The sequence below is a fragment of the Streptococcus sp. genome, from assembly GCF_032481935.1.
Lineage (GTDB): Bacteria > Bacillota > Bacilli > Lactobacillales > Streptococcaceae > Streptococcus.
In genome coordinates, this window is the sequence record NZ_JAWERU010000015.1 from 11,669 (window position 1) to 24,692 (window position 13,024).

A 13,024-nucleotide genomic window follows, 5' to 3' on the forward strand; every position below is an offset into this window, starting at 1 on the left:
TTAGAACGGAATTTCTATAAATACAAGGTTTTCATACTCTTCAAAAATCAAATTCAAACCACGTCAGCTTCGTCTTGGCGTACTCAAGTACAGCCCGCGTCTCGCTTCCTAGTTTGCTCTTTGAGTTTTATTGAGTATCACACCATTCCTTTACTAGTTAAGTATATCACATCCAAGTAAGGAGTCAAGAAAAAAGATGAAAACACCTGAGATGTTTTCATCCTTTAGAATTATTTTTCTTGTTTGCGGCTAGTCCAGAGGGCTGTCGCTCCAAGAATCATACCCAATAGCATCATGAAAATAGATTGTTCACTACCTGTATTCGGAAGTATTTTTTCTGATACGACTGTCTTATTGACAAATTTATCTGCAACCTTATAATCAACTTTTACAGTAGATGTTTGGGCAGGAGTTGTTCCTTGATTTTTTCCTGATGGAGTTGTTTTTGTTGCTGAGTCCTTCTCAGTTTTAGCTGGAGTGGTCTCTTGAGTTTTTCCTGGCTTAGTTGCATCATTTCCTGAATTAGCCGGAGTTGTTCCCTGAGTTTTTCCTGGTTGAGTAGGAGTTATTGCTGGATCTTTTTCTGGTTTAGCCGGATCTGTTGCTGAATCTTTTCCTGGTTTAGCTGGACCTTGCTCTTCTGGCAGTTTAAATGTTTTTGAATCCACAGAAATCGTGCGTGAATTTGGATTTACCTTTTCATACTGAGTCAAATCAGCTGTTTTGAGATAGTCTTCAAAGGCAGCATCCATTGAAGGACCTTCTTCTCTGGCACCACCAAGCATGGTGTAACCGTCACCACCTGCTGCAAGGAAGTCATTGGTTGCTAGGTAGTAAACTTTTTCCAAATCTAGTTTTTCATAAATACCAGTCGCACGATTCTTAACTTGAATAGCCAAGACACGTTTGCCTGCAGCTAGGTTTGTATCGTAATAGACCTTGGCTCCTGAAATCTGTAAGAATCCACCACTTGGTTCTAGCAATGGTTGACCATTTTCATCCAAGACAGTTTTTCCTGCCTTATCAACCTGCAAAATAGATCCGAGTGATTTTTCAAACATGTCAAAAACTTGCTGACCAGTTACTTGAATTTGTGAGATTGTGTTTCCAAATGGTAAAACCGCAATGACATTTCCTTTTGTAATTGGTTTACCCTTGGCAATCGTTTCACGCAAGCCACCACCATTTGTCACAGCGATATCTGTTGGATGACTAAACCCTGTTTGACCATACTGGTAGAGAGAATCTGCTACGACATTCCCAAGGTTGGTTTCACGGACACGGACATTTTCACGGTCACCGTTCAATTCAACTGGACTATTTGAAACGACTTCTATAGCATTTTCAGCGTCATACTTTTGTTTGATATCCTTGACAAGTTTTTCAATTTTTGGATTAGCTTCTAATTTCTTAGCATCAGCAGCCGCAATGAGTGAAGGATCACCCAATAATTGTCGAGATTTGTAAGTAATTTTACCAACGTTATGGAGATAGCTTCCTGTCTGGTTGTAAGTCACATTGTCACCATAAGTAGTCGATTCTACTGTATGAGAGTGACCATCAATCACTGTAACACGCTTACCTTTCAAAAGAGGATTTTTTGAAAGTGCTTCTGCAAGTGTTGAACCACGCCATTCTACAGGTGTTGTTGTATCGACTCCCAAGTGAGCGAGAACAACATAATGTTTGTAGTCTTTGCCTTCTGCCAATGCTTTAGCTTGAATTTCTTCGATAACCTTGTTAACCTCTGCAATAGGTTCTGTAAAGGTTACGCCTTTAACATTTTTAGGGTGGGTCTTAGTAGCTGTTTCAGGCGTTGTCACACCGATGACGACAAACTCATCACCTGCAACATCCTTGTTCTTATCAACAATTGTTGCTGCTTCAAATAAACGAGCCCCATTCACATAAGTGTTTGAGCTGAGCAATGGGAAGTTCAAAATTTCTTTGTATTTTTTAACTTCATCAAGTCCAAAGTCGAACTCATGATTTCCTACAGCCATAGCATCGTAGCCCATCTCATTTAGGATTTTGGCACGAGCTTCACCCTTTGTAGAGTTTGAAATAGGCAGACCTTGGAAGGCATCACCTGCATCCACTACTAGAGTCGTTTGGTTGCCCTTTTCTCGCTCCTTCTCAATAACTGTCGCGAGCTTGGCATCTCCAATTACTCCTTTTTCTTCTACGATACGACCATGCACGTCATTAGTATGCAAGATAACAGTATCTGCTTCTTCTTTTTGAGTTGCAGCCTCTTCAGCTGGTGTTGCCGGACTTGTAACAACCTCAGGAGTCGCTGCCACTACTGGTGCTTCTGTAGTGCTCACAACTTCTGTAGCTTCTGAAGTACTAGTATTTTCTTCAGCATAAACTTGTCCAGCTAAAAAGGCCGGAGCTAATAGGGCTGTCGATAGGACAGGCAACAAAAAACGTTTATTCATATTGAAATCCCTTTCTCTTCTTTCTTTTACCATTATACGCTATTTAGCATCATTTTAAAACTTTTAACCTTTTTGAAGGTAACCTATCCGACATTTCATAAAAAAAGTCTGAACAAAAAGCTCAAACTCCTTTTCTATATTATTGAAAATCTTTGATGTTACCATCGTAATCCGCCCAATCTTGACTAAAGAAACGATCATTCATTTGGTAATTAAGTTCGGTTGTTGGATTGCTCAAAAAAGGATTTACAACCTTATCAAACGCCAACCAGCCCAACCAACCAATATGAATCGTATCCTTAACAAAGTAGGGATCTCCACCATTTTTTGAAAAATCAGCAATATTAGTGAAACCTTGACTCTCCAACTGGTAACGAATTTTTTCGACAGTGTGTTGATACATTTCTTCACTCAAGCCTGTATAATCCATCCATTTTTTATTGACAGGTTGAAAGACAAAGAGTACATTGACCTTAGATTTTGCAAATTGATCGAGCACTAACTGTAAATCATTGTACTCACTTGACTGGAGAAAGTTGTAATTTTTTTGATACCCTTCCCACTTTTTTAAATCTTTCTTTAGTTGAGTATTGTAAAAGTGGTTATCCATCCCCAAATCATTATTGGTCGTATTTTCTTCTGCATCCTTACGTGCAATATTTTCCAATTCTTCATAAGAAAATTGATCTGGGAGGCTGCTCAAATATTTTTCAATATGATCCTTGTACTTTAATCGACCATGAATGGAGAATTGACCAAAAAGAGCAGCTTGTCTTTCATTGAACTCGGCAGAGAGATTAACCATCGTTTGATCAAAGTCTGACAATTGTTCATTCTTGGCAAGCTTCTCAACAATCCCCTTCATCGGTACTCTTGGATTTTGCTTCAAGAGTCTAGTGGCCGCATATTGAGCAGCCAGATCTCCGGATTGATTTTCCAAAAAGGCCGTCAACTGGTCATTGTTAAAAAAGCTTTGAAAAGTAGGCGCATCGTGCTCCTCTTTTGTAAACCATTGCGGAGAGATTACAAATACCGCTTGTTTGTTTTCAAGCTCAGATGTGATTTGTTGTAGTCCAAAGTACTGACTAAGAGAAGCTGCTCCTGCCTGCCCCATAAAATAAGGACGATAGGGGCGATTATACTTTTCAGCTAATACTCCTGGATGCATGCTATCAAAACGAATCCATTCACTCGAACCCAAAAAGGGTATAAAACGTATATTAGGATCCGTGAGAGCTCTCACTTTTTGACTTCTTTCCTTAAAGCTCTCTGCACTTATCGAAGCGGCAGAGTATTTTTCCTCCATGAGATTATGACTTGGGCTACTTGGATAGAAACAGATAAGAAGGCACACCAACAAGCCCGCTAGAAAGACAGGCCCGAAAATCAGCCACAAGCGTTTAAGCATTCTTTAACTCCGTAATTCCTGCTACGATTTTATTAGCTGTATTCCAGTCATCACGACCAAATTCTGTAACTGGGACACGAATATCAAATCGGTTTTCGATTTCCACGATTAATTCAACTGTCCCCATACTATCCAAGACACCTGCATCAAAAAGATCTTCATCCATCATGTCAGAAACATCTTCCATAAACAATTCATCAATAATTTCAATAACTTCTGATTTGATATCCATTTTTTAATTCCTTTTATTTTTTAAACCATAAATCATTCAAAAATCCAGAGAAGATTAAGAATGAAATCATCACGACATGGAAGGTTATCACCATGCCAAGCAACTGAACCCAGCGATTCTCAGGCAAGGGAGCTTGCCCTGCTTTCTTACGTTCTTTATTGAGCGTTTTTTTCTTTCGAACCCAGGCATCATTAATGACTAAGCCCACTCCATGAAAGAGTCCGTAGGCGATGTAAAACCAAGTTATCCCATGCCAGAACCCCATAAGGAGCATGTTCAAGATATAGGCGACACTTGAGGTCACATTTCGATTCTTAAACAATTTCTTTCTCGTCATCACCATGACCATGCGCATAAAGACAAAGTCACGGAACCAGAAGGATAAACTCATGTGCCAACGATTCCAAAACTCCTTCAAATCTCTTGACAAGAAAGGTTTGTTGAAGTTGATTGGACTACGAATCCCCATCAGATTTGAAATAGCTAGAGCAAACATAGAGTAACCTGCAAAGTCAAAGAAGAGCTCCAAACCAAATGTGTACATGATGGCCACTACATAATAGTTAAAGACGCCTCCTGTTTGTAGAGCTAAATTCTTTAGTGGTGGCAATAAAATCTCGCCTAGAATATGAGCTAGGATAAATTTATACAGAAATCCCCACATGATATACCGAACGGACTCGGCTAGCATATCTAGCAACTCATCGCGCTCTGGTATCGTCTTATAATTTTCATTAAAACGTTTGAAACGATCAATAGGACCACTTGAAAATGTCGGCATAAAGAGAAGAAAACGCAAATACTCCCACATCTTCAAATCCTTAATGACTCCATCTCTGAGTTCGATGATGATTCCCACCGAACGAAATGTCAAATAAGAAATTCCGATAAAACCCAGCAAGGATTGTGTTCCGTTAATGGCTGTTTGCGCCTTTACAAATACGATTGGAAGTAAAGACAACAGACTAACGAGATAGAAAATCCATTTGCCATCTCGAATTTTTCGATACTGCTTGTAAAAAAGAACCAGTACAATTTGCCAAATTAGATAGATTCCTAAGGCAGCTATTTGATTAGTCTTGCCACCCGTCAACATGGTAACGATAAAGAAGAGACTAACCAGTATTTCATACCAAGCAAAGCGTTTTTTGAAAAAAAGACCGATAAAGATTGGCAAGGCAGCAGTAATCACGTACAAAAAGTACTGCGGATTCCCATACGGCTCAATATGAGGCAGCTGTTTCAGGAAATCCATCATCTATTATTCACCTCGTTAATCAATCCTTTGATGTCAATCTTGCCATTTGGAGTTAGTGGCAATTCCTCTCTGTAAAGAAACTTAGATGGCATCATGTAAGACATCATAATATCTTCCAAGTCTTCCTTGATAGCTTTCGTGATATCAATTTCGCGCTCAAATTGTTCTTTGACGCCATCTTTTAAGATAACATAGGCCAAGAGGTTTTGAACCTTGTGGTCTTTGTTGTAACGTGGAACTGCAACAGCGGATTCAACATACTGAGATTTATTCAAGTTTTGAGAAACATCTTCTAGCTCAATGCGGTAACCGTTAAACTTGATCTGGAAGTCCATCCGTCCACCATAGAGAAGGAGACCTTCATCTGTCATAGTTCCCACATCTCCCGTATGATAGGCTGGCAGACCTTCAAATTCGAAGAAGGCTTCTGCTGTTTTCTCTGGATTATTCATATAACCTTTTGAAACGGCTGGTCCAGACACGATGATCTCCCCTTGCTCACCATTTGGCAATTTATTGCCCTCTTCATCGATGATGAAGGTTGGTGAATCAGGTTTGGTGTAGCCAATCGGAAGACGTTTCAAGGTTGCCAACATCTCATCTGTAATAGCGACTGCTGACAAAGCAACTGTTGCTTCCGTTGGACCGTAAGCATTGATGATACGCGCATTTGGGAAACGCTCGCGCAATTTCTGAGCGGTTTTAATGGTCAACTCTTCCCCATCAAAATAAAAATGGGTAATCCCTGGCATCTTTTCAGCATTGAAATCTTCAGACAACATGGCCATATCTGCAAAAGATGGTGTTGAAGTCCAGATAGAAATTGGAAGTGAAAAGATAGTCGCAAAGAGCTGCTTAAAGTCTTGAGTAATGGCTGATGGGAGGGCAAAAAGCGTTCCTCCAAGAGCCAAGGTCGGTGCCCAGTACATGACAGACAAGTCAAAAGAATAGGGTGGTTGCGCCAACATTTGTGGACGATCTGGCGTCGCAAATTCCTTGTCCGTAATCATCCAGTTGGTAAAGCTGAGCAGATTATCATGCGAAATTTGCACCCCTTTTGGTTTTCCAGTTGTCCCTGAAGTAAAGATAATGTAGTAGTTATCATCGCCCTTGACTGGATGCGTGATTTCATAGCTAGTCCCTTGGGCAAAGGCTTCTTGAACCTGAGCTAGATTCATCATCGGTGTAGAAACCTGCTCCAATGGAAATTCTGAAATGGCAATAATCAAACTTGGCTCTGCCACTTCTAAAATAGCTGAAACTCGCTCCAAAGCCGAATGGCTATCAATTGGAATGTAGGCATGACCTGACTTAGTCAGCGCTACAAAAGTTGCCAACATTTCATATTCTTGGCCTCCGAAAACAACCACGGGAGACTTCTCTGGTAAATCCAGTTGATCAATAGCTGCAGCCAAACTATCCGAATCAGACTTCAAATCTCCATAAGTGTGCTCTTGCCCTAAGACATTGTATACTGGAAAGGTAGGTTGAGTTTGGGCGAAATATTCAATCGCTTCAATCATATCTTTTATCGGCTTATTAGACACGATGATTTTTCTCCTTTAAACTAAAATTCATTGTAAATAAAGCTTCCCTGACTTTGTCCTAGGTAACTAAAAAAGTAAAGCAAACCAAGTAGAACAATAAAATACAGGACCGTTTGTCCTAAAAAAACATAGATTGGTTTCTTTTTATCCATAATTAACTTCTTTTTGTAAATTTTCAATAATTTTATGCAAATATACAATTACTATTTTTTCTTGTTCCCATTTTACCACTTTAGTCTCTTCATTTTCAACTGTTTACCATTTTTAGAAAGCACATTTTAGCTTATTTTAAGACAAGTTAAGATATTAATGTTTTGCCTTCAAAAAACAACAAAGTTTGAGATTGGATTCTCAAACTTTGTTACAAATAGCTCTTTTATCTTAGAAAAGTGAGAATACAAGCACGGCCAAGGCTGCACCGATAACAGGTCCCACAACTGGAATCCAAGCATAAGACCAGTCTCCGTCTCCCTTGTTTGAAATTGGAAGGATACTGTGCATGATACGAGGTCCAAGATCACGTGCAGGGTTCAAGGCATAACCTGTTGTCCCACCTAGTGATAGACCGATACCGACAATCAAAGTCCCCACTGCAAAGGTTCCGATTCCTGCTTGAAGGTCATAAAGTCCCAAAGCAAAGATTGTCAATACCAATACAAAGGTGCCAAGGATTTCGCTAATCAAGTTTGATACAGTATCTTTGATGGCTGGTCCAGTACTGAAGGTTGCCAGGATATTGCCTGCATTTTCTTCTGCATCATAATGTGGTTTAAATTGCAACCAAACCAAAATCTGACCGAGCATAGCCCCTGCGAACTGGGCTAGGATATAAGGGAATACTGATGCCCAGGGCAAACCACCTTTTAAAGCCACACCAATGGTCACAGCTGGATTTAAATGAGCTGGACTGAGGGTGCCAGACACAAAGGCCGCGACAGCAACGGCAATTCCCCAACCCATGGTAATGACAATCCATCCTGAATTGTTACTCTTAGTTTTGGGAAGAACCACACCTGCAACAACACCATTTCCTAGGAGAATCAGGATTAAAGTCCCCAAAAATTCTCCAAATAATTCTTTCATCATATCTTTGTCTCCATTTAAAAGAAGGAGAGAGAAAGCAAGGAACGCTTGTCTCCCTCTCTTCTAGTTTTTCTTAATTTTTTAATGCTGCCAAGTCATTTTGAGCAAGAGCTGCTTCGACATCAGCACGGTAAGTTGTTTTCTCTTCTTCTGTCCAGTCATAGAATCGTCCCATTTCATCCAAAACTGGCTCTAAGATGCTGTCCAAGCTATCACGCATGAAAAGCATGTAGTTGGTACGACGAAGGAGGAAGTCAACTGGGCTAAGAGCCAACTCGTTGCGCATTGCATAGTGAAGGGATAAGGTATCTGCCAAGCTGAGTCCTGGTGCTTGTTCTAAACTATGAGCAAGAGCAAAGACCTTCGGTGCATTTGAACCATAGAGATTTGCTAGGTAATGAGCTTCCTTGCTATCCAAACCACGTGACACTCCAAGTTGCGCAAAGGCTTCGATTTCTGAGTCCACATTTGCTGGATTCAATTCTCCACCTGAAACAGGGTAAGTCTTAGAGTTGATGAGTTTAAAGCTACGATCAAATTCTGCTTTGAGGATATCAACCACGCGCTCCATAGCTCCTTCTGCCATCTTACGGTAGTCTGTAATTTTACCACCAGCAAGGGTCAAAAGGCCATTGTCATCACGATCTAAGCTCGAACCACGAGAAACTGCAGATGGATCCAAATGTTTCTCAGAAGTACTACTTTCAAGCTTGCTGACAGCAGATTCAACATCTTCACGCGTTTTTTCTTTCGATAGATAAGCTTCAACAGTCGCAATCAAGTTATTAAAGCTTTCATCACTGATAGTTCCGTTATTTCCGCCATTGTAGTCAGAAGCGCTATTGCCTGCAATCAATGGACGAAGACCTGCCCAGCTGCTTTCGATATCGTCAATAGTGATGTTTGCTTCTGGGAAGCGGTTGTTGACAATGCCAAGCAGATAATCTACATCTTCCTGAGTCACTTTTGGATGTTCCAAATCACCTGTGTAGTCTGTATCCGTTGTACCAAAGTAAGTCTTGTTTTCACGTGGGAGAACAAAGACCATACGGCCATCATCCAAACCTGTATCAAAGTAAACTGGCTGTGAAACCTTGATCTTACTTGAATCCACTACTAGGTGAACTCCCTTAGTTGGACGCATTTGTGAGAATTGGGTTCCCTTATTAGACAAATTACGTACCTTGTCGCTCCAAGGACCTGTTGTGTTGATCACCAGACGAGCCTTGATTTCAAAGACTTGGTCTGTCAACAAATCACGGGCTACGACACCAGTAATCTTGCCACTTTCGTCAAAGAGGAAGCCTTCTGCCTTAACGTGGTTGGCAATGAGGGCACCATCTTGGTTAGCACGTTTGATGTTTTCAATCACGAGACGGGCATCGTTGTTACGGAAGTCAAGGTAAACCCCACCTCCTACCAAACCTTCTTTCTTCAAGTTTGGTTGACGTTCCAAGACTTCTTCCTTACTCAAGACCTTGTTGGCAGCTGGCGTGTTATTAACCCCTGCTAAAAGGTCATACAAATCCATGGCTACTTTGAGACGGAAGAGGCTAAAGGTCGCTCCATCCTCATCGTAAACTGGCAAGAGCATTGGGTCTGGTTTTGGAATGTGTGGAGCAATTTGTTGAACCACTGCACGTTCAGAAACCGTATCTGACACCACTTCTACGTCGAATTGTTTGAGGTAGCGAAGACCTCCGTGAACCAATTTTGTCGAACGGCTTGATGTTCCTTCTGCGAAATCCTGCATTTCAATCAAACCAGTTTCAAGACCACTAGCTGCCGCCTGTAAAGCTACACCAGCCCCTGTGATCCCCCCACCGATAATCAAGAGATCCAAGGTACGTTCCTGCATTTTTTTAATTGATAATTCACGTGTTTTCTTTGAAAATTCCATATCTACACACTTTCTAATTAAGTCGCTTTATTCTTCCAGTATTAGTCGTCGATTTCCGCAAATACTTGAGTTGCTTTCACAGCTTTCTTCCAGCCTTTGTAGAGTTGTTCCTTGCGAGATTCGTTCATGGATGGCTCAAAAAGTTCTCCTGTCTCATTCAAGAGTTTCAACTCATCCAAATCCTTCCAGTAGCCTACTGACAAACCTGCTAGGAAGGCTGCTCCTAGAGCAGTTGTTTCCAAGTTTTTGGCGCGTGCGATGTCGATTCCTAAGATGTCCGCTTGGAACTGCATGAGAAAGTTATTCATAGCTGCACCGCCATCCACCTTCAAGACTTGGATAGCTGTCTGAGCATCCACTTGCATGGTATCGATGATATCACGCACTTGATAAGCGATAGATTGCAAGGTTGCCTTGATAAAATCTTCTTTGCTTGTTCCACGAGTTAAGCCAAAGACAGAACCACGAGCATTTTGGTTCCAGTATGGAGCACCTAAACCTGTAAAGGCTGGAACGACATAAACTTCGTCATTATTGTGAGAGTCACGAGCATATTTTTCAGACTCTGGTGAGTTTTCAACCATGCGAAGTCCGTCACGAAGCCATTGAATGGCACTTCCTGCGATGAAGATAGAACCTTCCAAGGCATAGTAAACCTTGCCGTTAATACCATAACCAATGGTTGTCAAGAGGTTGTTTTCAGACAACTGCATTTCTTCACCAGTATTCATGATGATGAAAGAACCTGTTCCGTAAGTATTTTTGACCATACCAGGCTCAAAAGCCAACTGTCCAAAGAGGGCTGCCTGTTGGTCCCCAGCCATACCTGAGATTGGCACTTCACCGCCGTAGAAATGGAAAGGAGCTGTCTTACCGTAGATTTCAGAGTTAGAACGAACTTCTGGAAGCATAGCCTTCGGAATGTTGAGGATTTCCAAAATCTCATCATCCCATTTGAGTTCTTTAATGTTATAGAGCATGGTACGAGCCGCATTTGAGTAGTCGGTCACGTGAGCCGCACCATCAGTCAATTTCCAAACCAACCAAGTATCGATAGTACCAAAGAGCAACTCACCCTTTTCTGCTCGCTCTTGAGCGCCTTCTACATGGTCCAAGATCCAACGAACCTTGGTCGCAGAGAAGTAAGCATCGATGATCAGACCAGTCTTCTCATGGAATTTCTCTACATAACCTTGTTTTTTTAGTTGTTCAGCCAAAGGCGCTGTCTGGCGAGACTGCCAAACGATGGCATTATAGATAGGAAGACCTGTCTTTTTATCCCAAACAACTGTCGTTTCACGCTGGTTGGTAATCCCGATAGCTTGGATTTGATTTGGCTTGATACCACTTTCGATAAAAGCCCCAGCGATTACTGACTGGACTGAGTTCCAAATTTCATTGGCATTGTGCTCAACCCAACCTGCTTGTGGAAAGATTTGTGTGAATTCTTTTTGACTTGAGCTGACCTTTTCCCCTTTTTTGTTAAAAATAATGGCACGAGAACTGGTAGTTCCTTGGTCAATGGCCATAATGTATTTTTCTTGTGACATGTGCTGTCCTCCTGATAAAGATCTTGAGGTTATTTCCTCTTTACAGTAACTAGTATACAAAATAAAACGCTTTCTTGTTTATCAAGTTTTTTAAAATTTTAAAAAAAATTGATAAGATTGTGAGAATTTCACAAAAAAAGACCTGGATTCCCAAGCCTTTTAAGCAAATAATATCTGACGAATCGCTGCCAAATCTTCCATATCTAAGTCGTTTTTTAAATAATATACTGGAGTCTGGTCTTTTTTATGAATAGGATTATTGGTAACCAGCAAATCGTAGTGCCGACTAGGGTCATAGGCTTCAATAGTAATAAAACGATTGTATTCCAAATAGCGTTTCAAGATAGCAGTCATTCTTGAAAAGACAAGAAAACCCGCTGTTACATCTAGACCAATCCGCATATGATGACCGTCATTTTCTGCCATGTATTCCATCAATTGAAGCAATTCCCAAAGTATTTTTTTATCCAAGTCCGTCCCCTGCTGAAAGGCAGGTAAAGCATGAAAAATCTCCTCTGCTATCTCTTTAAAATCATGTTCCATCAGCAAATAAGGATGACGATTCTCTAACTGGTACTTATAGCGGTCTTGTAAAATATAGCCCTTGAATAGATAGACTTGCCCACAAAATTGACTCAGTTCATAGGTGACATGGTCTTCCGTATAACCGCCTAGCAAGCCCTCTTTCTTCATTTTTTGAATCAGTTGCGTCAACAAATCTGCCAGCCGCCCTCCAAACCCAAGGATATACTCCATGGTATGTAGGGGCAAAATGCGATGAGAAAGAATAAAAGAGAAGAAAATCATCATCTCACCATCCTCAGTTCCCAAAGGAATATGTTGCCCAGCAAAAAAGGACGGTGTCTTTCTCAACAAGCGAAGGTAGAAAATATTGTCAAAATAGCCTCGCATTTTATCTTCTATGACTTGAAATTGACAGGCATTGACACGTAAACGTTGTTGGCTGATATGATTCCACAAAATCAAGTCTAACTTCTGCCCCGAAGACAATTGAGCACCACAGATTTCTTCTAAACTAGCAATCTCCCGCCTTCTCTCAGGCTTTTGCATTTCATTTCCCCAGTCCTTACTCGACCAAACCTTACGTAAAAGACAGAAATAAAAGTAACGAATCTGGTGCTCTGGACCTCGCAAACGTCCGTTTTGGATAGATAAATCAAATTCGGATAAAATCTGATTTAAACCAGATAAGTGGCGCCCAAGCGTGGCCTCACTGACCATCAATTCTTGAACCAGCTGATGGGCTTGAAACTGATGGTGATAGAGCAGATATAGTAAAATCTGGTATTTCACCGCATTGTCTAAAAATAGGCGACGAATATCACGCCCCTTAGTAGTCGCACCGACTGACAAGTTGACCTGCTCTTCCTGTAAATGAATCTGTACATCTAGACCAACTGTTTGCGCTCTTTCATTTGTGAATAAGATGTACTTGGTCACAGTCGCTTTAGAGAAGCCCGTCTCCTCCATCAGTGCTTTTAAGGTCGTTTGTGACTCCTGCAATAAAAAAGAAAGGACTAAAAATTGACCAGCTTCAGCTTTTTCCATCAAGTCTCCTAAATACATTTGTTACCCCTTTCATTT

Annotated in this window: 10 protein-coding genes; all 10 read right to left on the reverse strand. The window is 40.9% G+C overall.

The features are described from left to right. Window positions 1-230: 230 nt before the first annotated feature. Entirely contained in the window at window positions 231-2,441 is a 2,211-nt protein-coding gene (gene nt5e, locus E7C97_RS04400) for a cell surface ecto-5'-nucleotidase Nt5e (RefSeq protein WP_316108279.1), read from the reverse strand. A 139-nt stretch (window positions 2,442-2,580) separates the two neighbouring features. Then, the gene (gene dltD, locus E7C97_RS04405; RefSeq protein ID WP_316108280.1) at window positions 2,581-3,849 is read right to left on the reverse strand and encodes a D-alanyl-lipoteichoic acid biosynthesis protein DltD; all 1,269 of its coding nucleotides are present in this window, start codon (window positions 3,847-3,849) and stop codon (window positions 2,581-2,583) included. Then, entirely contained in the window at window positions 3,842-4,081 is a 240-nt protein-coding gene (gene dltC, locus E7C97_RS04410) for a D-alanine--poly(phosphoribitol) ligase subunit DltC (RefSeq protein WP_000351968.1), read from the reverse strand. Before dltC ends, dltD begins: the two co-directional genes overlap by 8 nt. 13 nt (window positions 4,082-4,094) lie before the next feature. Then, on the reverse strand, window positions 4,095-5,339 hold the full coding sequence (dltB, locus tag E7C97_RS04415) for a D-alanyl-lipoteichoic acid biosynthesis protein DltB (protein WP_301393495.1): 1,245 nt from the start codon (window positions 5,337-5,339) through the stop codon (window positions 4,095-4,097). Next, window positions 5,336-6,886, reverse strand: a complete 1,551-nt coding sequence (dltA, locus tag E7C97_RS04420; RefSeq protein ID WP_301393493.1) for a D-alanine--poly(phosphoribitol) ligase subunit DltA — start codon at window positions 6,884-6,886, stop codon at window positions 5,336-5,338. The genes dltB and dltA overlap by 4 nt, the downstream gene beginning before the upstream one ends. Window positions 6,887-6,906: 20 nt before the next feature. Continuing rightward, window positions 6,907-7,038, reverse strand: coding sequence for a teichoic acid D-Ala incorporation-associated protein DltX (locus E7C97_RS04425; RefSeq protein ID WP_000358457.1), 132 nt, complete (start codon window positions 7,036-7,038; stop codon window positions 6,907-6,909). Between the two features lie 229 nt (window positions 7,039-7,267). After that, entirely contained in the window at window positions 7,268-7,972 is a 705-nt protein-coding gene (locus tag E7C97_RS04430) for an MIP/aquaporin family protein (RefSeq protein ID WP_301393491.1), read from the reverse strand. A gap of 70 nt (window positions 7,973-8,042) precedes the next feature. Further along, the gene (gene glpO, locus E7C97_RS04435; RefSeq protein ID WP_301393489.1) at window positions 8,043-9,869 is read right to left on the reverse strand and encodes a type 1 glycerol-3-phosphate oxidase; all 1,827 of its coding nucleotides are present in this window, start codon (window positions 9,867-9,869) and stop codon (window positions 8,043-8,045) included. A 41-nt stretch (window positions 9,870-9,910) separates the two neighbouring features. Then, window positions 9,911-11,419, reverse strand: coding sequence for a glycerol kinase GlpK (glpK, locus tag E7C97_RS04440; protein WP_075232366.1), 1,509 nt, complete (start codon window positions 11,417-11,419; stop codon window positions 9,911-9,913). 159 nt (window positions 11,420-11,578) lie between these two features. Next, window positions 11,579-13,006: a helix-turn-helix domain-containing protein gene (locus tag E7C97_RS04445; RefSeq protein ID WP_301393487.1), complete on the reverse strand. Its 1,428-nt coding sequence runs from the start codon at window positions 13,004-13,006 to the stop codon at window positions 11,579-11,581. Window positions 13,007-13,024: the final 18 nt, after the last annotated feature.

Bases quoted from the DNA above. Each gene is read 5' to 3' on its own strand.
- nt5e (WP_316108279.1), bottom strand. From the start codon at position 2,441: ATGAATAAACGTTTTTTGTTGCCTGTCCTATCGACAGCCCTATTAGCT.
- dltD (WP_316108280.1), bottom strand. From the start codon at position 3,849: ATGCTTAAACGCTTGTGGCTGATTTTCGGGCCTGTCTTTCTAGCGGGC.
- dltC (WP_000351968.1), bottom strand. From the start codon at position 4,081: ATGGATATCAAATCAGAAGTTATTGAAATTATTGATGAATTGTTTATG.
- dltB (WP_301393495.1), bottom strand. From the start codon at position 5,339: ATGATGGATTTCCTGAAACAGCTGCCTCATATTGAGCCGTATGGGAAT.
- E7C97_RS04425 (WP_000358457.1), bottom strand. From the start codon at position 7,038: ATGGATAAAAAGAAACCAATCTATGTTTTTTTAGGACAAACGGTCCTG.
- E7C97_RS04430 (WP_301393491.1), bottom strand. From the start codon at position 7,972: ATGATGAAAGAATTATTTGGAGAATTTTTGGGGACTTTAATCCTGATT.
- glpO (WP_301393489.1), bottom strand. From the start codon at position 9,869: ATGGAATTTTCAAAGAAAACACGTGAATTATCAATTAAAAAAATGCAG.
- glpK (WP_075232366.1), bottom strand. From the start codon at position 11,419: ATGTCACAAGAAAAATACATTATGGCCATTGACCAAGGAACTACCAGT.
- E7C97_RS04445 (WP_301393487.1), bottom strand. From the start codon at position 13,006: ATGTATTTAGGAGACTTGATGGAAAAAGCTGAAGCTGGTCAATTTTTA.